Consider the following 21,781-nt stretch of genomic DNA (forward strand, 5'->3'; position numbering starts at 1 on the left):
ATCCCATCCACACCGTCCAAACCGAACAACACCGCTGGCTCAAATTCTTCCAGGATGGCGAACAGCTCAATGCCGAGGCCCTCCCCGCCTGGATGGACACCGACGAAATGAGGCAAGCCATGAGCACCTTAAAACGCTTTTCGGAAAAAGACCGTGCCTATCATGCCTATCAGGCCCGGCAAAACTACCTGCGCGAACAGCGCAGTATTCAGCGGCATTTGGAAGAACTGCAGGCGGAGACAGAGCAACTGCAGGCGGAAGCTGAGCGGCGGCGGGTTGAGGCCGAGCAGCGGCGGGCGGAAGCGGAGCAGGCGCGGAGGCGGGAAGCGTTAGCGCAGGCGCGGGAAGAGCAGGAACGGGCGGCGAAGGAGCGAGAACAAGTGGCAAAGGAAGAAGCCTTAGCGCGTGAGAAGCAAGCGTTGGCTGAGAAGGAGCGAGAACAAGCGGCGAAGGAAAAAGCCTTAGCGCGTGAGAAGCAAGCGTTGGCTGAAAAGGAGCGAGAACAAGCGGCGAAGGAAGCGGCGCTGGCGGAAATTGAACGGCTCAAGGCGCAGTTGGGTAAATCATAGCATCCGGCAGTGGCGGCACCTGGGAGCGCGGAGCACCCGCTGCGCAGCATACTTAAAATGCGGAGCTTAAGCTCCGCGCTCCCAGGAGACAGCGATACCCAACACCGATACCATCATGAAAACAGACCACCCGATCTATCTCTATCTGCGCAGCGGGCCAGAGGCTTTTCGCATCCTCAGCGGTGGTATTGCCTTGCACGGCCCCTATCGTGCCTGCTCGCTGACCATCAAAGACATCGAACGACGGCTGGATGGCCTGGTCGAACCGGAGGGCCATGACGGCCCGACCTATGTGGTTGAATTTCAGGCACAGCCTTCGGCCAAGGCGCTGTACAATCTCAACACCAAGATCGGCCTGGTGGGTGAACAACAGCCCACCCGCGAAGTGCTGGGCATTGCGGTTTTTCTGCGTGCCCGCGACATCCCCGAGCACCCGACCTGGGTGCATCACAGCGGCTCGCCGATCCGCTGTGTCGCACTCGATGACATCCTGCAGGCATTATTGGCCACGGAACCGGACAACCCCTTTGTGGCCGTATTCGCGCCGCTGATCATCGACAGCGATGCCGAACTGAGCACACGCGCTGCCCACCTGTGGCAAACGATCCAAGATGCCCCCCTGGCAGAAGACATTCGCACCACCTTGTCTCATGTACTGGAATACTGGTTATTTCAACGCTTCAAACACAAAACCGAGGAGGAAATCTGGGCCATGTTAAATCTCTTCTCTCCCATTGAAGAAACCAAAGCCTATCAGTCGATCTATGCCAAAGGCGAGGCCAAGGGCGAGGCTAAGGGCAAGGCTAAGGGCAAAGCCGAAGGCAAGGCCGAAGGCAAAGCCGAAGGCAAGGCCAGTACCCTGCACCGCTTACTGACTCGCCGCTTTGGCTCCCTGCCCGTGTGGGCGGCGCAGCGCATTCACGCCGCCCCTGAGGCGCAGCTGGATGCCTGGCTGGACAGGATTTTTGATGCTACTTGTGTGGAAGACGTGCTTGGTTTGGAGTAATGGAGCGCCGAGTGGTACTCGGCTGGTTTTAAACCATTCCCTATGAAAGCCGATGTCTCGACTGGCCGAGTGCAACTCGGCGCTCCAGATAACCACCCCGCCCCTGCGGGGCACCCCTCCTTGAAAAGGAGGGGAGTCTTTTTTATGCGTAGCTGGTGCTACGCGTTCCCAGGGGGTTAGTTCTGGAGGAGGGCGAGGACGGCTTGGGGGCCGGCGTTGGCTTGGGCGAGGGTGGAGATGCCGGCTTGCTGCAGGATCTGGCCGCGGGTTAAGGCGGCGGTTTCGGCGGCGAAGTCGGCGTCCATGATGCGTGAGCGTGAGGCCGAGAGGTTGACGTTGTAGATCCCCAGGTTGTCGACGGTGCTTTCAAAGCGTTTCTGGATGGCGCCGAGTTCGGAGCGCAGGTCGGAGATCTGGCTTAAGGCGCCGTCGATGATGTGTAAGGCCATCGTCGCCCGCTCGCGGGTGGTGATGTCGATCTGGGTCAGGTTGACCTGTGTGTGTTTAATGGGCTGATCATTGACATTACCAAAAATGGTGACTAATTCGGGCGCAACCAGGGTGGTATTTTCAATCCGGCGCCCGTCCGGGTCTGTCACGGTCAGAAGACCGTTGTCTACGGTTACAGTGACCCCCGCTAAATCAGGATTCTCGTCAATCGCAGCCTGTATTCTGAGTTCTAAATCAGCATAATTTTCTACGTCCGAGACATCCACCGGACCGACACTGATGCCTCCGATCACCATCGAGAAACGCCCCAGATCCGAACCCTGCGGATTGTTAAATGGCTGATCAAGCGGCAGCGAATCAATGACGGAAGTCGAATACATATCCAGACGGACATTGGTAATGCTGCGGCCATGGTCATCGGTTAATACCAAATTACCGTTGGCATCAAAGCTCGCTGTAATACCGCTAGGAGGTAAAGGACCGCCTAATGCAGTGTCTATTGCGGTTTCTATATCAGTTAGGTTTTCTGTAGTAGATAAATCTATGGTGTAATTCTGACCACCGATATTTAGTTTCAGGGTTTGTAAATGACCTGCTGTCCAATCAGTTGACCCTGGAACAGGAAAATTAGGCTCAAAACCCGCGATGGTGGCTACCGATGGAGTAGTAGCAGGCGCAGGCGCAGGCGCAAGCGCCAAAATATTACCTAACGGATCACCATGCTGTACTGTTATCGATGTAGCATTAATCCCTCGCCCTTGAGAGTCTGTAATAACAAGATTATTGACGCTGGGATTGCTAAAGGTAATTCCTAGTGCCTGCACATCCGGACGATTGTTAAGATGATCAGCAATCTGCGCAATCGTAGTAGCAGCACCTGTTAGCGCACTCGCTGGTATGGTAATCGTTTCAGTATTACCCCCCAGATCAAATTGAATTTTGAAGGATTCAGCGCCATCGAAATCATAAGTACCCGCATTTAATTCTGCGGTAGCCACGGTTTCCCATCCCGCGCCGGTGCCATTGCTGCGCAGCGGTGAGTTGTAGTTGGTTGCGGGCAGGGCGCTACCGGGCAGGTAGGCTTGCACCTCGTTGTCTTCCTGGGGTACTAACTCAAACTCGGTGCCAAAGGCGCCACGGATGATGACGGTGCTGGTGCCGTCGTCACGGGTGACGATGGCGGCGGAGACGTTGGCCTGGGCCAGTTTGAGGCGGCTGTCGGCGAGATTGCCATTGGCATCCGGCGGGCCGAAGGTGCCGGTGGGTTCGACGCCAGCGACCGCGCGTTCTATCGCTGAGTTTAAAATGCGCGAGAGGTCGTCAAGGGTGACGATGTTGGTTTTGGGCGGATTGGCATTGGGGTCCGCGTCTGGATTAAAGCCGTCCGGGGGCGGCAGTCCCAGATCAATTTTGAGGCTTAAGGGCGGATTGACGATCTGATCACGCACTGTGGTGACGTTGATGGTCATCGCGCCTTTGACTTCAAAGCCTTGTTTGATTTGTTCTTCTGTGAGGCCGAGTTGCTGGCTAAAGTCAAAGACCATTTCCCCGGAAACCGGGTCTATTCTACGAGCGCCGCCGACGATTTCGGTGCCGCCGAGTTGGGTGTTGCGGGCATCGACGCCGCCGATGGCGATGGTTTGGCCCTGGTTGGCGCCGGTCTGGAAGACCTGGGTGGTGAGGGTGCCGTCGAGCAGGCGGCGGGTGTTGAATTCGGTGGTGCTGGCGACGCGGCCGATGGCGCGGATCAGCTGCTGGAATTCGTTGTCCAGGGCGAGCCGGTCGAGCGGGGCGTTGGTATCATTGGCGGATTGTACGGCGAGTTCGCGCATGCGTTGCAGGTCGTTGCTGACGGTGCTGAGTGCGCTTTCGGCGACCTGGGCGAGCGAGATGCCGTCGTTGGCGTTGCGGATGGCCTGGTCGTTGCCGCGTATCTGGCCGGTGAAGCGATCGGAGATGGCGAGGCCTGCGGCGTCGTCGCGGGCGCTGTTGATGCGCAGCCCGGAGGATAGCCGGGAGAGGCTGGTGGCCAGGGCGTTTTCGGATTTTCTGAGGTTGTTCTGCGCATTGAGCGACATGACATTGGTGTTAATGACGGTGGATGACATGGCATCTCTCCTTCATGGTTTTGGGTTATGAGACGAAATCGGGTTTGGTAATTTTTTGGGCGAGCCGGTGTGCGTCTCGACTTGCTTTTAGTTAAGCAATGGGTGTGCCATTTTGTGAATTGGCTGATTTTTTAAGGGGTTGATGGGTGTTTTTGAGGAAGTGGTGTCATTTTTTGGTAGGGGCGGCAAGGGTGGGCTTGCCGTTTTGCGGGGGGAAGGCGGCGATTTTTTGCCGCATTTCAAAAACTCCCCTTCTTAAAAAGGAGGGGAGTTTTTGATGTGGCGGCACCCTGGGAGCGCGTAGCACCAGCTACGCACCGGGAGCGCACAGCTCCAGCTGTGCACCGGGGGAACGGAGCTCCAGCTCCGTTTAGAAAAACAGGGAGAGCTTTATTTAAGGGAGAGCTGGAGCTCTCCCACCCCCGGTGCTGAGCTGGTGCTCCGCGCTCCCAGGTTTTTTAACGCAGATACCCGCTAATCCTTCGCAATAACTCCGGAAACTGCACGGCGTAGTACAGCGGTTGGTTGCACTGGTTTCTGCCATAGCACAAGCCTTCGCCGACTAACTGCTTGACCCGTTTTAAACCGCGTGGGGTTTCGCGGCGGATGTCTTGTAACCAGCCTAAACGCACCAAGGCGCGGTTGACCACTTGCACGCTGTGGCGTTGCTGGTGCAAAGACAGTAAGGCGCTTAAGGTGAATAGATCCCGTTCGCTGGGTTGGGCTGGGGGCGGTGGCGGCGGTGGATGCAGGTCTTGGGGGGTTATTCCGAGTTCGGCCAGGGTGTGTTCAATCCACTGGCGTTTGCTGAGAGCATCCAACGGCAGGTGAGTGAGGTACAAATTCAAGGCGGTAAGATGGATATAAGCGCGGAGCAAATCGGCGGGGAGGGGGTCTGCGGTCGGGCTGTGATAGGCGCCGGTCTGGCGGATGGTGGGGAGGACTTCTTCTGTGACCCAATCCTGAAAGCGTTCAGCGCTGGGGAGTTTGGAGCGAAGGATCAGGCGGTAAACGTCTGATTCGGGGATGAGCTTGGTTTGATAGTCTAAATTAAGTGCTTGATTTGTATAGGGGGGGTGATTCGCCCCCCCTATATCAATCAAAGGCTTAGCTTTTTTGCAGTGAGTGGCAACCGCTTTTTTGGTGTCGGTGTAGCCCAGCACCAGCGCGACATCTCGGGCAACAAACCACGGGATATTTTCTGCCAGGACAACACGCACGTTGGACTGTTCAAAACGGAAGGGAATCAGAGAAAGATGCGCAGAATTTAACATGGATCGACTAACTCCATAACAGTTCTAAAAAGAACCTGAGCCCGAAAGGGCGCAGGCGACTGTATGGGTTAGCCTACCAGGCACTAGTCTGGTGCGTCCGAAGACGCCCACACACAGCCGCCCGCATGGAGCGAGAAGCACGCAGAAGATTACAGACACAAAAAAACTGCCGAAGCAGTTTGTATCTGCCAGTGCAAGGGAGGCTAATCCCGTGCGGCTGTGTGACAGCCGCCGGGTAACTTTACGCCCGCCGCTGGCATAAAACAAGCCTTGGGAGCGCGGAGCACCCGCTCCGCACTGGGGGTGGGAGAGCTCCAGCTCTCCCTGTTTTTATAAACGGAGCGGGTGCTCCGTTCCCCCGGTGCACAGCTGGAGCTGTGCGCTCCCGGTGCGCAGCGGGTGCTGCGCGGTCCCAGGGGCATGGTGTCACGCGCGCTCGTGTGCTAGCTTAGCTGCAAACCATGCGATCACTGGGTTGTTGCGGGCGCTTTATCTCTCCAGAGGATAAATTTTTTTAATATGAGGAATGCACGTTGAAGAAGATTTTTTACATAGCGTATGGGCAGGGGCTTGATCAATGAAAATCCACACCACCTCACTGCCTGATGTGCTGCTGCTCGAACCGCAACGTTTTGGCGATGCGCGGGGCTTTTTCTATGAGGCTTATCGGGCCAGTGTGCTCTCGGAATGGCTGGGGCGCGAGGTGCATTTTGTGCAGGATAATCATTCCGGCTCGCAGGCTGGGGTGTTACGCGGTTTGCATTATCAAAACCCTAAACCGCAAGGCAAGCTGGTGCGCGTGATTCATGGCTGTGTGTTTGATGTTGCCGTGGATCTGCGGCGTCAGTCTCCCACCTTTGGGCAATGGTTCGGAACCGAGCTATCCGCCGAGAATCGCTTGCAAATGTGGGTGCCGGAGGGCTTTGCCCACGGCTTTTATGTGTGCTCTGACTGGGCTGAGTTTGTGTATAAATGCACCGATTATTACGCCCCCGAATACGAAGGCTGCATCCGCTTTGATGATCCGGCCATCGGTATTCAATGGCCGTTACTCGAAGGCGTGCCAACCAGCCTGTCCGCCAAAGATCAGGCTGGCCTTGCCTTGCACCAAGCGCCGCTGTTTGACTGAGTGTTAGACCCATCAAGCCATGCGCAGACGATAGGCCTGCAAGGTGTTATCCAAAAGCATGGTCACCGTCATCGGCCCAACGCCGCCAGGAACCGGGGTGATCCAGGCGGCGCGTTCCTGGGCGGTGGCAAATTCCACATCGCCGACCAGGCGGCCATCCTCTAAACGGTTGATGCCAACATCAATCACCGTGCAACCTTGCGGAATCCACGCCCCCGGAATCAGGCCGGGGCGGCCTGCTGCAACAATCAACACCTCCGCCTGGGCTACATGCGCCTGTGTATCGCGGGTAAAGCGATGACACACTGACACCGTGGCACCCGCTAACAACAGCTCCAATGCCATCGGTCGCCCGACGATATTGGAAGCCCCCACCACCACCGCATGACGCCCTAACAAAGACTCACCCGTGGTTTCCAACAGACGCATCACCCCAAAGGGCGTACAGGGCCGCAGCACCGGCAAGCGCAAGGCCAGGCGACCGATGTTATACGGATGAAAGCCATCCACATCTTTGGCCGGGTTGATGCGCTCTATGATGGTTTCCGGGTCCACATGGCGCGGCAAAGGCAGCTGCACCAAAATACCGTCAATCGCCGGATCTTCATTGAGCTGATCAATTACATCCAGCAGGGCGGCCTGCGAGGTGGTCTCGGGCAGGTCATGGGAATATGAGATAATCCCCACGGATTCACAGGCCTTGCGCTTATGCCGCACATACACTTGTGAGGCGGGATCACTGCCAACCAGAACCACCGCCAGCCCCGGCGCACGGGCACCACGGCCGGTCGCCTCAAGGATTTGCGTTTTGATTTGCTGCTGGATCGATTGGGCCAAGGCACGCCCGTCAAGAATGCGGGCCGTCACGTTAACACGCCCTGAAAAAAATCATCGTGGCTGGCAAGGAATCGCATGGAAGGCATCCCAATTTTTCGTTGACTTAAAAGAATAGATCAGAGTATTATACTGCGCTTTCGGGGCTTTCGCTGATTTATCCACTGCCCCGAAAATCCAGGTTAAAACACCACGGGGTATAGCGCAGTCTGGTAGCGCGCCTGCTTTGGGAGCAGGATGTCGGGGGTTCAAATCCCTCTACCCCGACCAATATTTTGACGTTAAAATGCCGCCCAATGGCACTCATTTTGCGCCCGTAGCTCAACCGGACAGAGCACCGGCCTTCTAAGCCGGGGGTTGCAGGTTCGAGTCCTGCCGGGCGCGCCAGTTTCTTCAGTTTGTTATGGTGGCCGTAGCTCAGTTGGTAGAGTCCCGGATTGTGGCTCCGGTTGTCGTGGGTTCAAGTCCCATCGGTCACCCCATCTCCTTTTAGTCCTTCCCTTCAAGGGCCGTTAGCTCAATTGGTAGAGCAGTGGACTCTTAATCCATTGGTTGTAGGTTCGATTCCTACACGGCCCACCAATTAAATCAATCCTCTATACGCTTTTTGTTCTTGTCTCCACGTCCTGCCTTCCTGGCGTTGTACCTATCTTGTACCTTAACCCATCAAAAATCCCTCAACGGTAACGATAATTTTCACTGATGGGGATAGCCGCTTTCCCCTGCTGTAGATCTTTAAATTGACGCATCCAGCGGCCTTTGATGCAAACGGGGGTACGCCGTCTGACAGATTGCGGCGGTTGTACTGTCATCGCGCTCCCTTATAATGCTTTTTTGATAGCTGCACAGTGTGTGTGGGCTAAGACCTGGAGGGTGTATCGTGCAATCTGTATTTTCATTAGAAGGCAAAAAGGGCATTGTCACGGGGCTTGCGAATGCCGACAGTATTGCTTTTGGCTGTGCCAAGGCGCTGCATGAGGCGGGGGCGAAGCTGTTATTGAGCTATGGACACGCCAAGTCCGAGCCGCATATTACGCCCTTGTTGCCGGCGCTGGGTCATCCGTCTTTGGTGTTTTGTGATGTGCGTGACGATGCGCAATTGCAGGCGCTGTTTGCCCAGGCCAAGGAGGAGTTCGGGACGCTGGATTTTGTGATTCATGCGATTGCCTTTGCCAATCGTGAGGATTTACACGGTCGCGTGGTGGATTCCTCTCAAGACGGTTTTGCCCTGGCGATGGATATCTCGTGTCATTCCTTTATTCGCATGGCGCGCCTGGCCGAGCCGTTGATGCCGCAGGGCGGGTGTCTGCTGACCATGAGTTATCACGGGGCCAGTAAGGTGGTGCCCACCTATAGCCTGATGGGGCCGGTCAAGGCGGCGCTGGAGTCCAGTGTGCGCTATATGGCCGAGGAATTGGGCCCGCAAGGTATCCGGGTACATGCGATTTCTCCGGGTCTGATCAAAACGCGGGCCGCCTCGGGGATTGCCGGATTTGATGCCATGATGCAGGAAGAATGTGGCAAAACGCCGTTGCGCCGTCTGGTGGATATTCATGATATTGGCCAGACCAGTGTGTTTTTGATCAGCGATGCCGGACGCTCGCTCACCGGTAATATCGTACTGGTCGATGCCGGCGCCAACATCAAGGCATAATCCTCATGACCCTTCTCGACACACGCTTGTTGATTGGCGCGGCCGATCAGCCGGTGGCCATTTTTCCGCGCATGGCCAATCGCCATGGCCTGATTGCCGGGGCTACCGGTACGGGCAAGACCATTACCTTGCAGGGTTTGGCGCAGTCCTTTTCTGATCTGGGTGTGCCGGTGTTTGTGCCCGATATCAAGGGGGATTTCTCCGGGATTGCGGCACCGGGTGAGCCGTCTGCGCGCTTGCTGGAGCGCGCCCGGCGAGTAGGCATTGAGGACTTTCAGGTACACGGCGCGCCGACCATTTTCTGGGATGTCTTTGGCGAGGCGGGGCATCCTTTGCGCCTCACGGCGGCTGATTTTGGCCCGGCCTTGCTCAGCCGTCTGCTCAATCTCAACGAGACCCAGACCGGTCTGATGCAGATTGTCTTTCGGGCGGCCGATGATCGCCAATGGCTGTTGTTGGATCTTAAAGATCTGCGCGCCATGGTGGCCTGGGTCTCGGAGAACCGGGCAGAGCTGATGAGCCGCTACGGCAATATTGCTCCCGCCAGTATCGGGGCGATTCAGCGCGCCTTGCTCAATTTTGAGATGCAGGGCGGTGACAATCTGTTCGGTGAACCGGCCATTACCCTGGAGCATCTGCTCGGCGTTGATGAGCACGGGCGCGGGGTGGTCAATATTCTCGCCGCTGACCGGTTGTATCGCAGCAGTCCATTGATTTATTCCAGTCTGCTGTTGTGGCTGCTGTCGGAGCTGTTTGAACAGTTGCCGGAGGTGGGCGATGCCGAGAAACCGAGCTTTGTGCTGTTTTTTGATGAGGCGCATCTGCTATTTAAGGATACGCCTAAATCCCTGATTGACCGGATTGAGCAGGTGGTGCGGCTGATTCGCTCCAAGGGCGTGGGGGTGTATTTTGTCACCCAAAGTCCGCTGGATGTCCCGGAGTCGATCCTCGGCCAGTTGGGTAATCGTATACAGCATGCCTTGCGCGCCTTTACCCCGCGTGATCAGCGTGCGGTGCGCACGGCGGCTCAAACCTTTAGACCCAACCCGGCGCTGGATACCGAGGCGGTCATTGGTGAGATGGGGGTGGGGGAAGCATTGGTGTCGGTGCTGGACAATCAGGGCATTCCCACGCCCGTCGAGCGGGTGATGATCCGCCCACCGGCCAGCCGCATGGGGCCGTTAAGTGAGATAGAACGACAGGCCATCATTGCCCAGTCGCCGTTTGCCGGGGTGTTTGATACCGCCATAGACCGTGAATCGGCTTATGAGATCTTGCAGCAGCAGGCCGAGGAGGCCCTAAGCGAGGAGGCCACCCCACAGACCCAGGTCATGCGCGCCCCTGGTAAGGCAGGCCCGAAAACCCTTAAAACCCGGCAGGACTATCGACAAAAAAAACCCGAAGGCACCCTGGGGAGCATTTTGAATACTTCCAGCCAGGGCATGGTTAAAACCATTGGCGCGCAGATTGGTCGGCAGATTGTGCGCGGTATTCTCGGCTCATTGAGCAGCAAGCGCCGCTAAGTCTTGACCTGCCTGGCGGCGCTGGGCGCGCCGACTCAGGCGGCCAGATCCTGCACAATAACGCGCTCGGGTTTGAAATCACAGATAAAACGGCTGCCCTTGCCCAGCGTACTTTCGATGCGCAGGCTGGCCTCGTGGCGTCCCAGGACATGCTTGACGATGGCCAGTCCCAGGCCGGTGCCGCCGCTGTCACGCGAGCGCCCCGACTCCACGCGGTAGAAGCGTTCGGTCAGGCGGGGAATGTGCTGTGCGGCGATACCGATGCCCGTATCTTCCACCTCAAAATGGGCGCCTTTCTCATCGGCATACCAGCGTACGCTAATGCGCCCGCCATTGGGCGTGTAGCGGGCGGCATTGCTGAGCAGATTGGCAAAGGCGCTGTGTAACTCCGAACTGGCCCCTTTGAGCCAAAGCCCCCGGTCGATGTCTACACACAGGGCCTGCTGGCGCTCCTCGGTCAACCACGCGGTATCGGCCAGCACCTGATCCAGCAGATGCGGAATATCCAGGGCATGGCGCGGGGCCTGTTCGTTTTCATGGGTTTCCAGACGCGCCAGGGTCAAAAGATCCTCCAGCAGGCGCTGCATCCGGTCTGACTGGCTGCGCATCACCGCCAGCGAATGCTGCCACTGCGCATCCAGCTCGGGATCATCGCTGAGTGACTCCAGATAGCCGCTGATGACTGTCAAGGGCGTGCGCAATTCATGCGAGACATTGGCCACAAAATCGCGGCGCATTTTTTCCAGACGATACAGGCGGGTGACATCGCGCACCGATAACAAAAACTGCTTATTGCCATAGGGCACCAGGCGGGCATTGAGCTGGCGCTGATGATCTGGCCCGGCGGGAAATTCCACCGCCTCGCGATAATCGCCGCGTTCGATATAGGCAAGAAAACTGGGGTGGCGCAACAGATTGGTAATACGCCGCCCAATGTCTTGCGGCAGGCGCAATTCCAGCAGCTCAATGGCCGCCCCATTGAACCATTCGATCTCCAGCGTCTGGCCAAGAATCACCGTGGCATCCGGCATGGCCGCACTGGATTCGTGAAAGCGGCGGATCAATTTGGCGATCTTTTTTTTGCGCCGCCGACTGCGCTGATGCAGCCGGTGCAGCTCATAGACCAAGCCATCCCAGATGCCGCTGGCGATGATCGGGTCACTGCGTTTGCCGCTGCGAATCCACTCATATACACGCCGCAGCTGATACGCCTGCCAGCCCAGATACACCAGCACGGCGGCAAACAGACACCAGGCCACGGCTCCCAGCAACCCGCCGATGATCAACCCGGCCAGCAGGGCGCCCGCCAGACGCCAGATTTCCACACTCCAGGGCTTATACACGGGCTAAATGCGATCAGAAAAACGATAACCCGCGCCGCGCACGGTTTGCACAAAGCGATCATAGCCATAGGGCGTGAGCACTTTGCGCAGCCTTAAAATATGCACATCCACCGTACGTTCCTCCACATAAGTATTGCGTCCCCAGACCCGGTCGAGCAATTGCGAACGTGAATAGACCCGTTCCGGGTTGGTCATGAAAAAATGCAGCAGACGAAATTCCGTCGGCCCCATGTCCAGCGGCGTATCGTCTGCGGTAATACGGTGACTGGCCGGGTCCAGGGTCAGGCCGTGGATGCTGATGGGCTGATCAGGTGCCTCTTGCAGGGTACGGCGCAGCACTGCCTTGATGCGGGCGACCAGTTCACGCGGGGAAAAAGGCTTGGTGATATAATCATCAATGCCGGCATCCAGGCCGCTCACCTTGTCGTCTTCCTCACCGCGTGCAGTGAGCATGATAATGGGGATCTCGCGGGTGTATTCATCGCGCTTGAGCCGTCGCGCCAGATCAATCCCGCTGATGCCGGGCAGCATCCAGTCCAGCAAGATCAGATCGGGCAGTTGGTTGGCGAGTTGATTTTGCGCCTGGCTGGCATCGCAGGCCTCAGTCACTTCAAACCCCGCACGGGAAAGGGCAAAGCTGACCATCTCGCGGATGGGGGCCTCGTCCTCGACAAATAAAATGGATTTGCCGTTCATTCGGTTCGCCTTAAGTCTCATGAAAAATATCCCGTGTATTACAGCGAAAAACTATGACAATGCGGTGACAAATACGCTCGCGCCGTGGATAAACCACGTTTTGGAGAATCTCATGCAGCCCATCATCAGACACACCATGCCCCAGCTAGTGTACCGGGGCGCATATCCATACACCCCTATTTTCCCGACGCCCACAGGCTTTGGCAATCTGGTCATGCCACGGACGAATACAAGGCCGCAGCGTGTGTCTGTGTGGAGGTGGGCATGAAGCGGCTGCATCTCAGCCGGGGCATGGTCTGGCTGGGCTATTTTGGGTTGTTTTTTAGTCTGCTGGCCTGGTATGGCTGGCTGGCCTCACCCGGTCCACTGCCGCGCTGGCTGGCCTTATTACTGGCGCTGGCGCCCTTGCTGTTTCCGCTGCGGGGGCTTTTGTATCAGCGCATCTATACCCATCAATGGGCCTCCTTGATCGGCCTGTGGTATTTCATTTTGGGTTTTTTCTACCTTCCTGATGCGCATACCTGGCCCTATGGTCTGGCGTTGATCAGCTTAAGCCTGATCTTTTTTGCCGGTTGCCTGCTGTATGTAAAAGCCGTGCTCAAGGCGCAAAAAGCAGCGGCCTCTTAAAGGCCCAACGCACGGCTCCTACCGTCTTTTTGTGAGTTTTTCCTGCATGTCATCGTCTCCCTCAGAAACCCCCGGATGTGAGCGCATCGCGCTCAGTACCTTCACCGAAAAGGCATATCTGGATTATGCCATGTATGTCATCTTGGATCGTGCCTTGCCGCATCTGGGCGATGGCCTCAAACCGGTGCAGCGGCGCATTATTTACGCCATGAGCGAATTGGGCCTGCAGGCCACTGCCAAGCACAAAAAATCCGCCCGTACCGTCGGCGATGTGCTGGGCAAATTTCACCCGCATGGTGACAGCGCCTGCTATGAGGCGATGGTGCTGATGGCCCAGCCCTTTTCCTACCGCTACCCGCTGATTGACGGCCAAGGCAACTGGGGCTCCATGGATGATCCCAAATCCTTTGCCGCGATGCGTTATACCGAGTCACGCCTGACCACCTATGCCCAGCTGTTGCTCAACGAACTGGGCCAGGGCACCGTAGACTGGGGCATCAACTTTGATGGCACCCTGGAAGAACCCAAGGTCTTGCCCGCCCGGCTGCCCAATATTCTGGTCAACGGCGCCACCGGCATTGCCGTGGGCATGGCCACCGATATTCCGCCGCATAATCTCAAGGAAGTGGCGCAGGCTTGTATCCATCTGCTGGACCATCCGCAGGCCACACTGGAGGAGATCTGCCAATTTATCCAGGGGCCGGATTTTCCCACCGAGGCCGAGATCATCACCCCGCAGGCCGAGCTGCTGGCGGTATATCAAAATGGCACCGGCAGCTTCAAGATGCGCGCCCGTTATGAACACGACAACGGCGACATCATCATCACCGCGCTTCCCTATCAAACCTCGGGCAATCGCATCCTGGAACAAATCGCCGCCCAGATGAGCAGCAAAAAACTGCCGATGGTCGAAGATCTGCGCGATGAATCTGATCATGAGCATCCCTTGCGACTGGTGATTACCCCGCGCAAGGGGCACGACAGCGAAACCTTGATGGCGCATCTGTTTGCGACCACCGACCTGGAACGCAGTTACCGGGTCAACCTCAATGTTATCGGCCTGGATGGACGCCCCCAGGTCAAGCCCTTGCTGAGCGTATTACACGAGTGGCTGGAATTTCGCACCCAGACGGTACGCCGTCGCCTGCAATGGCGTCTGAGCAAGGTCGAAACCCGCCTGCATGTGCTCCACGGCCTGCTGATCGCCTATCAGCATCTGGATGCCATCATTGCCCTGCTGCGCCACGAAGATGACCCCAAGGCCGAATTGTGCAAAGGCTTTGCTCTGAGCACCGCCCAGGCCGAGGCGATTTTGGAACTGCGCCTGCGCCAGCTCGCCCGCCTGGAAGAAACACGCCTGCGTAGCGAGACTGAGGTGTTAAGCCAGGAACGCGATGACTTGCAAGCGATTTTAGCCTCCGAGCAACGCCTCACCGCCTTGCTGCGTGCAGAAATGCAGGCCGATGTTGCGCGCTATGGCGATGCCCGCCGCACCCCGCTGGTGGCACGCAAAGCGGCCCAGGCACTGGAAAACAGCGCCTTGATTCCCGCTGAACCCGTCAGCGTGGTGCTCTCTAGCATGGGCTGGGTGCGGGTGGCCAAGGGCCATGAGGTGGACCCGGCGCTGCTCAACTACAAAGCCGGTGATGGCTTTCTGGCACTGGCCAAAGGCTACGCCAATCAATACGCCATCTTTCTGGATTCCACGGGACGCAGTTATACCTTGCCCGTCAATACCCTGCCCACGGCACGCGGCCACGGCGAACCCCTAAGCGGGCGCCTGAGCTTACCCGATGGGGCGCGCTTTAGCGATGTGTTAATGGGGGCCGAGGATGCGCCGTGGTTGCTGGCCTGTGATCACGGCTATGGCTTTCTCTGCCGTCTGGCCGATATGCAAAGCCGCAACAAAGCCGGCAAGGCACTGCTGAGCGTCCCGGAGCAGGCCCAGGCGCTACCAGCCGTGGCGGTGGACCCACGCCATGATCAATGGGTGGCGATTCTCAGCAGCGAAGGCTACCTGCTGCTTTTTGACCTGTATGAAGTCCCGCAGATGGCCAAGGGAAAAGGCAATAAACTGATACACATCCCGCCCGCCAGACTGCAAAGCCGCGAGGCCCAGGTGCTAGCCTTGACCACACTCGGACCTGCCGACGGACTGTGCATACAGATGGGCGCCCAGCGCCTTAACCTAAGCGCCGCACAGCTCCAGGCCTATCGCGGAAGCCGCAGCCAGCGGGGCCATAAACTCCCTCGCGGCCTGCGCCATGGCCCGATCCGCATGAGCCGCATCACTACCGTTTAAAAGCAAGCTATTCTGCAAGCATCCGCTACAGCAGCTGGCCCAACATATACACCCCAAACAGCAAGACCAGAAGCCCCGCGCCGATGCGCACGGCGGGGTGTTTGATGATCGGGCGCAGCTGTACGGCAAAGCCGCCCATCAGTAGCAGGTTGGGCAGGGTGCCCAGCCCAAAGCACAGCATCAGCAGGGCACCTTTGAGCCAATCCGTGGCACTGAGCGCCCAGAACAGGACGCTATACACCAGCCCACAAGGCAAAAAGCCCCACAGCAGGCCCAATAACAGGGCCTGGCGTGGGCGGTGTACGGGCAGCAGGGTGCGTCCCAAAGGCTCCAGCCGTCGCCAGATCACCCCGCCGCCGCGTTCCAGATAGCTCAGACCACGCCACCAGCCCGCGATATATAAACCCAAAGCCACCATGAACAGCCCGGCGAGCAGGTGCAAGCCGCGTTGCAGATCGTGCATGTGGGCCAGGTTGGCGGCGATCAGCCCCACCCCGCCCACCAAGGCGCCCAAGAGGGTGTAGGTGAGGATGCGGCCAAGGTTGTAGGCCAGCAGATAGGGCAACAGCGCGGTCTTCGGCGCATTCTCCTGGGTACGAACGCCCAGCGTCAAGGCACCCACAATGCCACCGCACATGCCCGCGCAGTGTACCCCGCCTAAAAAACCTACCAACGCGGCGGCCAGATAGGTGCCCGGCTCGGCATACATTTAGCGCGACTCCGATGACAGCGCGTTCCAGTCAAAGGGACGTGGCCATAGCCAGGTGCTCAGCATAACAATCAGCATGGATACCCCCGCAGCGACTAAAGCGGCCACATAAAAGCCGATGAGGAAATAACTGGCCAGACCGAGGGCGGTCCCTAAGACCATGGCCAAGGCCGCCCCCAGGGGGTTGGTGCGCCGCCAATACAGCCCGGCAACAATCGGCCAGATGGTGCTGGCAACAAAGGCGCCGGTGAAATAGAGCAGCTCGGCCAGCGTGGTCAGACGCGGCAGACATAAAAGCCAGGTGATAATCCCCAGTCCCAGTACAATGGCCTTGGCCGCGATGAAAATCTCGCGCTCGCTGGCCTGTGGGCGAAAATGCCCCTGATAGATGTCGCGGGTAATGAGATCAGAGGTCGCGGCCAGCAGCGAATCCAGACTGGAGGCCAGCGCGGCAAACACCACGATAAATACCACAATCGCGCCAGCCAGGCCCAGCAGCTCAGCAGCCACCAGCGGCCCGACCATATCCGCTGCCGGGACATTGAGGCCCAGGGCGGGCACACTCAGGGCAATAAATCCGGCCACAATCGGAATCGGCAGCCACAACAGCCCGGCGATAATATACGCCGGAAAGCCCACGCCCCGGCCAAAGGCAAAGGCCCGGCTCCACCATACATTCGAGTGGAAAATCTCCCCCACGCCAAACAGCAGATTATTAAACAAAAACATGATCGCGGCGGGCATCAACAGACTGAGTAATTGCGGACGCTCTAAAGCCACGCCACTGTGAATGCCTTCAAAGCCGATGCGATGAATGGCCAGCCAGGCCAGGATCACCACCCCAACCAGAATCAGGATGGTCTGCACAAAGTCGGTGCCAATGACCGCCCGCAGTCCGCCGAGCAAGGTATACAGAACGCAGATAAACAGGATGACACTCATGCCGAGGCGATAATCAATACCAGAAAGGGCATTGATCAGGACACCGCCGGCCATGCCCAGACTGATCAGCCAGCCAATGCCATAAAACAGGGAGATGATCAAAAAGACGCGCCAGGCAAAGGGGCCATAGCGCAGGCGGATAAAATCACCGCTGGTATACCCGCGTGGCATCAATTCACGGATGCGGCGTGCCAGAGGGGCAAACAGGATCAAGCCAATCGCCCCTAGGGAATAGCCCACCATGCCCCATAATCCCAGTTGCAAGGCGACTTGGGGGGCAGCCATGGTGGTATTGCTGGTGACCCAGGTGGCCATCGCCGTCGCGGTGGCCAAGGCCAGGCCGACATTGCGCCCGGCAAACATATAATCATCGACGGTGCGCGCATGGCGCCCCAGCCACCAACCCAAAAACACCCACAGCACACTGAACGCAGCGAGCAAAGACCACGCGATGCCGGAAGGTAATACCGCTTCTTGCAATCCGGTCATTAGATATCGCCCCACAAAAAAATGCCGACCTTGCGGGTCGGCCAGAATGGGCTGTCGCCGTTGAGCGACGACAGCTTGATCAGCTTTTTATATCAATAAAGATGCGCCTTATTGCAGCAGGCCCGCCTCCTGATAATAGCGCTTGGCGCCTTCATGCAAGGGCACCGACAAGCCCTGAGTCGGCATCAAGGTTTTATCAAGTACGGTAAAGGCCGGATGCATGGTCTTGAAGGTCTCGAAATTTTCAAACACGGCCCGCACCACTTGATAGACCGCCTCATCCGTGGTGTGCGTCGAGGACACTATCGTCGCCCCAACGCCAAAGGTTTTGACATCTTCGCTTTGTCCCGGATACATACCGGCAGGAATGGTGGCCTCGAAATAATACGGCGTCTTGGCGATTAACCGGCTCACAATCTCACCACTGACCGGGACTACCCGCGCCCCACAGGTGGCGATAGGTTCCTGAATGGCCGCAGAGGGATGGCCCACCACGAAGAAAAAGGCATCAATGCGGTTATCACACAGCGCCTGCCCCTGTTCCCGCGAGGGCAGCTCCGAGGTCAAGGAAAAATCGCGCGTCGTCCAGCCATATTCCGCCATCAGCCGCTCCGCCGTGGCACGTTGCCCCGAACCGGGGTTGCCGATATTGACCCGCTTGCCTTTGAGATCATCAAAATGCTGGATGCCACTATCCGCGCGCACCACGACGGTAAAGGGCTCCGGATGCAATGAAAACAGCGCACGCAGCTCTGGATTGGCGCCATCTTCAGCAAAAAGATCGGTGCCATGATAGGCATGATGCTGCCAATCCGACTGCACCACCCCTAGATCCATCTCGCCGGCACGAATCGCATTGAGATTAAACACCGAGCCTCCGGTGCTTTCTGCCGTACAGCGCATCCCGTGTTCATCACGCGCCGCATTGACGAGGCGACAGATATTTTGCCCCGCCGGATAATACACCCCGGTGACCCCACCGGTGCCAATGGTCACAAAGCGCTGAGCATCAGCGCTGACAACACCGCCTACCAGCGCCGTACTCAACGCCAGCACCGAGGCGGCCAACAGACCTGTGATACGCATCATCGTGTTCTCTCCTGCATCAATTTGAGTTTAACAATCCACCAACGGCATTCGATGCCACGGTCAACATACCAGCCTGCGCCGCGTTTTTCAAAACAAAGCCACTGGATATCCAAAACAGGTTCTGCTGTGTGCATTGGGATAAATCCGGATTTTTTACAGCCAGCTGCACCTGGCCGTCGATGTCCATGCAATGCCCGGGCGCATTCTGCTCACGGTGGGCTGTACTCAGGCCACACGCAAGGCATGCCGGTCGTCATTCCCCCGCGCAAGAAGCGCACGGTGTCTCGGGCCTATGATGCCAAGCTTTACCGTCATCGACATCTGATTGAGAACGCGACTTTATTCCTGGCGGCAGCTCAAATCTGCTGTATGGCGATCTGGGCGAAGATCTTGTGAAACAGCATCTAAGTGGAGGAAAAAGCAAAGCGGTCGCAGGGCTACGACCGCTGGGTAGGGCGTGTGAGGTGTGGGTTTTAGAACGTGGCGATGTAGGCGGCCAGGTTGGCGATGTCTTCGTCGCTCAGGTTCTTGGCGTGCGGGGTCATCAGGGCGGTGTTGCTGCCGACGGTTTCACCGGCACGGTAGCGCTTGAGCAGATCGGTGGTTTGCTTGACGCTGTGCTTGGTCAGTGGCGGGAAAATCGCCATGCCTTGACCCTGGGCGCCGTGGCAGCTGGAGCAGGGCTGGGGTCTTTGCTTGTCGTAAATTTCTTTGCCGGCGGCGACATCACCAGCATGGGCGGCGCTGCTCAGCGCCAGGGCTACCGCCAGGGCGACACTGCTCAGGATGGACTTTTTCATGACGATTCTCCTCAAGTTTTTGTGGCTTCACGGCGTGGCGGATGCCTGGGTCGCTGTGAGGCTTTTTGGGTTGGTTTACAAAGGCCCGTAAAATACTACGCTTTCATTAAACATGAAAGTCGCTTAACCGATGCTGAATCAAAAAAACCGTTAAAAACGATAACGCAGGGCACCGGCAAGGATGTGTACGTCACCTTGGGTGGTGCCTTGCAGGTTGACCTGGGTGGCCAGCGGTGTCTGGGCGTAGAACTGGCGGCTGAGATCCAGCGATTCTTTGGCGATGTCGATGTAGGTGTAGGCCAGATCAAAGCCCAGGCGGGCATCGTAGGCATAGCTTGCGCCGAAGGAAAACCAGGTACGATCGCCGTCGGGGGTGCGGGTGGTGCGGTAGCCGTCCTGGGTGGGGGTTTGATCAAACTGGATGCCGCCGCGCAAGGTCCAGCGTTCATCCCATTGATATTCCGCGCCCAGCGCCAAAGCCCAGCTGTCGCGGTAGTTTTGCACGGTGACATCATCGGCACGGCCATCGGCAAAGCGCACCCGGATTTCATCAAAATTGGACCATTGGAACCAGGTGTATTGGGCCAGCAGGTTCAGCTGTGGACCCACTTGATGCACCAGTCCCAGCGAGAAGATGTCGGGCAGGTGGAGATCGGCTTTGCCGCTGATCTGTTCTGCGGTGCGCCCAAACGCGGCCAGGGAGGCGGGCGGGTTGATGTCTGCCGAGCCGGTGAGGGTATGTTTGATGCCGTAACGATAATGTGCCCCTACGCGGGTCTGCGGCGATAAGGCCCATTGCATCCCCAGATTAAAGCCATAGCCCCAATGATCCGCGCTAAGTCTGGAATAGCCGTCACTGCCGGGGGTGGGGCCACCGGGCTGGGTGGGGTCTGGCAGGGCGGCTTCCAGTGTGGCATCGGCATATTGCACGTCCAGGCCCGCGCCGATGGAGAAGCTCGGTGTGAGGGCAACTGCGAGGCTGGGTTGCAGGTTGATGACGGTGAGGGCGGTTTCGGTGGAGTCGTAGCGGGCGAAGAAGTCCTGCTTGTAATCATTGGCCAGGCCAAAGGGGGCGGTGATGCCAAAGCCAAACCACAGCAGCTCGTTGACGGGCGTGGCATAAAACAGATTGGGCACGGGTGAGGGGCCGTAAGGATTGCCGCCACTGCCACCGGCATAGCCAAGTGCCTGACCCTGGGTGCCGGGTGCGGTGACGGTGGAGCCATGATTGCTGACTTTGGCCGTAGGAATCAACAGATGTGCGGCCAGCTGCAGTTCTGAGCCGGGTAGCGCGGTCATGCCGGCGGGGTTGAAAAAAATCGTGCTGGCATCGGCGGCCAGTGCGGCATCACCGGCAAAGGCGCGACCCAGACCGGAGACGCTTTGTTCCTGGATATAAAAACCGGCGGCGTGCGTAAGCCCCGGTAATGTCAGCATCAAAACGGCGGGCAGGGCAAGGCGGGCGGCGCGCGGTTTAGCCGCGTAAGGTGTTGTGTTAACAGGCATGGCGAAAACTGTTCCTAAAAACCTGAACAAAGTTGCTCAGGATGGTTTTTCGGTAATTCGCTCTCCGTTGATAGCGCCCCGAAGGGCGAGCAACTGGAGTCCGGGTTGAGCAGTCCCAACCGGAGGCGCTCAGTCCGTTCCAGCAAGATCGCCTTGACCCGCTTGAACGGGGTGAACCGCTCAATGTCCGGGTCGAACAACCTCGCCAGCACGTTTCGCGCAGCGTTCTGGTCTGCCTGCAACACAACCCCGTCGGAACAGTAAAATTGATCCCCTTGCCGTTTGCCGTCAAGGCATCCAGTTCGAGAATCCATTTGCGATGTGTAAGCCGGATTGACCAGAACGACCGTCGAACCTCGACGGCTTGAAACACTGTCAAGTGCTTCGGCAATAACACCTTTCGTCCAGCTTGCCAGCCGACGATTGGCATTCTTGCCGAAGGACTTGCTCGCCATGGGGGCGGTTAAATCTTCTGCCGCGATCACGGCGGCTTTATCGACAACGGCGTGAACCGATGTGAACACGATGTCGCGGATGCGCGCATGGGTTTTGCTCATCTGCCGGTTGAGCTTCTTGCGCCCCAGGTTGAACTGGCGAATGTGTTGACGCTTGCGCGGGTTGCGATGTTGATTAGCTAGGGCGCGCAATTTGGAACGGTGCTGGTATTTGATCTTGAGTTTGTCGGAGGTGTCGGTGAGGATCGCGCCCAGTTCCTGGCCGTGGTGGTCGCC

The 21,781-nt window shown here is 57.8% G+C and carries 17 protein-coding genes, 4 tRNA genes and 3 pseudogenes; 11 read left to right on the forward strand and 13 right to left on the reverse strand.

The features are described 5' to 3' along the window. Positions 1-569, forward strand: a pseudogene (locus THISIDRAFT_RS11510) (Rpn family recombination-promoting nuclease/putative transposase); the annotation flags it as partial. A 115-nt stretch (positions 570-684) separates the two neighbouring features. Further along, positions 685-1,575, forward strand: coding sequence for a DUF2887 domain-containing protein (locus tag THISIDRAFT_RS11515; protein WP_006788869.1), 891 nt, complete (start codon positions 685-687; stop codon positions 1,573-1,575). A gap of 176 nt (positions 1,576-1,751) precedes the next feature. On the opposite strand, the pseudogene THISIDRAFT_RS14880 reads toward THISIDRAFT_RS11515, so the two are convergent. From THISIDRAFT_RS14880 to THISIDRAFT_RS11530, 3 genes and pseudogenes are all read right to left on the reverse strand, one after another. Then, positions 1,752-2,072, reverse strand: a pseudogene (locus THISIDRAFT_RS14880) (flagellin); the annotation flags it as partial. Positions 2,073-3,473: 1,401 nt separating this feature from the next. Then, positions 3,474-4,133 (reverse strand): annotated as a pseudogene (locus THISIDRAFT_RS15405) (flagellin N-terminal helical domain-containing protein); the annotation flags it as partial. 458 nt (positions 4,134-4,591) lie between these two features. Then, the gene (locus tag THISIDRAFT_RS11530; protein WP_221914004.1) at positions 4,592-5,407 is read right to left on the reverse strand and encodes a BRO-N domain-containing protein; all 816 of its coding nucleotides are present in this window, start codon (positions 5,405-5,407) and stop codon (positions 4,592-4,594) included. A 577-nt stretch (positions 5,408-5,984) separates the two neighbouring features. Between THISIDRAFT_RS11530 and rfbC the strand changes: the two genes are divergently transcribed. Further along, a complete protein-coding gene (gene rfbC / locus THISIDRAFT_RS11535; RefSeq protein WP_006788360.1) occupies positions 5,985-6,536 on the forward strand; it encodes a dTDP-4-dehydrorhamnose 3,5-epimerase in 552 nt (183 codons plus the stop codon). A 12-nt stretch (positions 6,537-6,548) separates the two neighbouring features. Here the strand turns inward: rfbC and folD are convergent, their stop codons facing one another. Continuing rightward, positions 6,549-7,403 carry a bifunctional methylenetetrahydrofolate dehydrogenase/methenyltetrahydrofolate cyclohydrolase FolD gene (folD, locus tag THISIDRAFT_RS11540; protein ID WP_006788359.1) on the reverse strand — a complete coding sequence of 285 codons (855 nt, stop codon included), beginning with the start codon at positions 7,401-7,403 and terminating at the stop codon, positions 6,549-6,551. Between the two features lie 160 nt (positions 7,404-7,563). Between folD and THISIDRAFT_RS11545 the strand changes: the two genes are divergently transcribed. The 6 genes from THISIDRAFT_RS11545 (at position 7,564) to THISIDRAFT_RS11570 (ending at position 10,547) form a co-directional block, all read left to right on the forward strand. After that, positions 7,564-7,640 (forward strand) — tRNA-Pro (locus THISIDRAFT_RS11545). Positions 7,641-7,680: 40 nt separating this feature from the next. Then, positions 7,681-7,757 (forward strand) — tRNA-Arg (locus THISIDRAFT_RS11550). A 19-nt stretch (positions 7,758-7,776) separates the two neighbouring features. Continuing rightward, positions 7,777-7,852 (forward strand) — tRNA-His (locus tag THISIDRAFT_RS11555). A 24-nt stretch (positions 7,853-7,876) separates the two neighbouring features. Next, positions 7,877-7,952 (forward strand) — tRNA-Lys (locus THISIDRAFT_RS11560). A gap of 298 nt (positions 7,953-8,250) precedes the next feature. After that, positions 8,251-9,024 (forward strand): enoyl-ACP reductase FabI, encoded by a 774-nt coding sequence (fabI, locus tag THISIDRAFT_RS11565; RefSeq protein ID WP_006788358.1) that lies wholly within the window; start codon positions 8,251-8,253, stop codon positions 9,022-9,024. Positions 9,025-9,029: 5 nt separating this feature from the next. Then, positions 9,030-10,547: a helicase HerA-like domain-containing protein gene (locus THISIDRAFT_RS11570; protein ID WP_006788357.1), complete on the forward strand. Its 1,518-nt coding sequence runs from the start codon at positions 9,030-9,032 to the stop codon at positions 10,545-10,547. Positions 10,548-10,582: 35 nt separating this feature from the next. On the opposite strand, the gene phoR is transcribed toward THISIDRAFT_RS11570, so the two are convergent. Both phoR and phoB read right to left on the reverse strand, forming a co-directional pair. Next, positions 10,583-11,890 (reverse strand): phosphate regulon sensor histidine kinase PhoR, encoded by a 1,308-nt coding sequence (gene phoR / locus THISIDRAFT_RS11575; protein ID WP_006788356.1) that lies wholly within the window; start codon positions 11,888-11,890, stop codon positions 10,583-10,585. A gap of 3 nt (positions 11,891-11,893) precedes the next feature. After that, positions 11,894-12,586 carry a phosphate regulon transcriptional regulator PhoB gene (phoB, locus tag THISIDRAFT_RS11580; RefSeq protein WP_040852993.1) on the reverse strand — a complete coding sequence of 231 codons (693 nt, stop codon included), beginning with the start codon at positions 12,584-12,586 and terminating at the stop codon, positions 11,894-11,896. 264 nt (positions 12,587-12,850) lie between these two features. Here phoB and THISIDRAFT_RS11585 point away from each other — a divergent pair, with 264 nt between their 5' ends. Both THISIDRAFT_RS11585 and parC read left to right on the forward strand, forming a co-directional pair. After that, positions 12,851-13,213 carry a DUF2069 domain-containing protein gene (locus tag THISIDRAFT_RS11585; RefSeq protein WP_006788354.1) on the forward strand — a complete coding sequence of 121 codons (363 nt, stop codon included), beginning with the start codon at positions 12,851-12,853 and terminating at the stop codon, positions 13,211-13,213. Between the two features lie 46 nt (positions 13,214-13,259). Continuing rightward, the gene (gene parC / locus THISIDRAFT_RS11590; RefSeq protein WP_006788353.1) at positions 13,260-15,515 is read left to right on the forward strand and encodes a DNA topoisomerase IV subunit A; all 2,256 of its coding nucleotides are present in this window, start codon (positions 13,260-13,262) and stop codon (positions 15,513-15,515) included. 25 nt (positions 15,516-15,540) lie between these two features. On the opposite strand, the gene THISIDRAFT_RS11595 is transcribed toward parC, so the two are convergent. From THISIDRAFT_RS11595 to THISIDRAFT_RS11625, 7 genes are all read right to left on the reverse strand, one after another. Then, on the reverse strand, positions 15,541-16,224 hold the full coding sequence (locus THISIDRAFT_RS11595; RefSeq protein WP_006788352.1) for a sulfite exporter TauE/SafE family protein: 684 nt from the start codon (positions 16,222-16,224) through the stop codon (positions 15,541-15,543). Next, positions 16,225-17,655 (reverse strand): sodium:solute symporter family protein, encoded by a 1,431-nt coding sequence (locus THISIDRAFT_RS11600; RefSeq protein ID WP_006788351.1) that lies wholly within the window; start codon positions 17,653-17,655, stop codon positions 16,225-16,227. Positions 17,656-17,763: 108 nt separating this feature from the next. After that, positions 17,764-18,744: a TAXI family TRAP transporter solute-binding subunit gene (locus tag THISIDRAFT_RS11605; protein ID WP_006788350.1), complete on the reverse strand. Its 981-nt coding sequence runs from the start codon at positions 18,742-18,744 to the stop codon at positions 17,764-17,766. Positions 18,745-18,760: 16 nt separating this feature from the next. After that, positions 18,761-18,931 (reverse strand): hypothetical protein, encoded by a 171-nt coding sequence (locus THISIDRAFT_RS11610; protein ID WP_159098538.1) that lies wholly within the window; start codon positions 18,929-18,931, stop codon positions 18,761-18,763. 286 nt (positions 18,932-19,217) lie between these two features. Next, positions 19,218-19,544, reverse strand: a complete 327-nt coding sequence (locus tag THISIDRAFT_RS11615; protein WP_006788349.1) for a c-type cytochrome — start codon at positions 19,542-19,544, stop codon at positions 19,218-19,220. Positions 19,545-19,694: 150 nt separating this feature from the next. Beyond that, positions 19,695-21,050: an OmpP1/FadL family transporter gene (locus THISIDRAFT_RS11620; protein WP_006788348.1), complete on the reverse strand. Its 1,356-nt coding sequence runs from the start codon at positions 21,048-21,050 to the stop codon at positions 19,695-19,697. Between the two features lie 14 nt (positions 21,051-21,064). Then, positions 21,065-21,781, reverse strand: a 717-nt coding sequence (locus tag THISIDRAFT_RS11625; RefSeq protein WP_221914005.1) for a zinc ribbon domain-containing protein, incomplete at its 5' end; no start/stop codon positions are given.

It is taken from the genome of Thiorhodospira sibirica ATCC 700588, assembly GCF_000227725.2.
GTDB classification, from domain to species: Bacteria; Pseudomonadota; Gammaproteobacteria; order Ectothiorhodospirales; family Ectothiorhodospiraceae; genus Thiorhodospira; species Thiorhodospira sibirica.

Coding starts and splice junctions, on each gene's coding strand:
- THISIDRAFT_RS11600 (WP_006788351.1), bottom strand. CDS start 17,655: ATGACCGGATTGCAAGAAGCGGTATTACCTTCCGGCATCGCGTGGTCT.
- THISIDRAFT_RS11595 (WP_006788352.1), bottom strand. CDS start 16,224: ATGTATGCCGAGCCGGGCACCTATCTGGCCGCCGCGTTGGTAGGTTTT.
- THISIDRAFT_RS11620 (WP_006788348.1), bottom strand. CDS start 21,050: ATGCCTGTTAACACAACACCTTACGCGGCTAAACCGCGCGCCGCCCGC.
- THISIDRAFT_RS11610 (WP_159098538.1), bottom strand. CDS start 18,931: ATGGACATCGACGGCCAGGTGCAGCTGGCTGTAAAAAATCCGGATTTA.
- rfbC (WP_006788360.1), top strand. CDS start 5,985: ATGAAAATCCACACCACCTCACTGCCTGATGTGCTGCTGCTCGAACCG.
- THISIDRAFT_RS11515 (WP_006788869.1), top strand. CDS start 685: ATGAAAACAGACCACCCGATCTATCTCTATCTGCGCAGCGGGCCAGAG.
- THISIDRAFT_RS11570 (WP_006788357.1), top strand. CDS start 9,030: ATGACCCTTCTCGACACACGCTTGTTGATTGGCGCGGCCGATCAGCCG.
- parC (WP_006788353.1), top strand. CDS start 13,260: ATGTCATCGTCTCCCTCAGAAACCCCCGGATGTGAGCGCATCGCGCTC.
- phoB (WP_040852993.1), bottom strand. CDS start 12,586: ATGAACGGCAAATCCATTTTATTTGTCGAGGACGAGGCCCCCATCCGC.
- THISIDRAFT_RS11585 (WP_006788354.1), top strand. CDS start 12,851: ATGAAGCGGCTGCATCTCAGCCGGGGCATGGTCTGGCTGGGCTATTTT.
- THISIDRAFT_RS11615 (WP_006788349.1), bottom strand. CDS start 19,544: ATGAAAAAGTCCATCCTGAGCAGTGTCGCCCTGGCGGTAGCCCTGGCG.
- THISIDRAFT_RS11605 (WP_006788350.1), bottom strand. CDS start 18,744: ATGATGCGTATCACAGGTCTGTTGGCCGCCTCGGTGCTGGCGTTGAGT.
- THISIDRAFT_RS11530 (WP_221914004.1), bottom strand. CDS start 5,407: ATGTTAAATTCTGCGCATCTTTCTCTGATTCCCTTCCGTTTTGAACAG.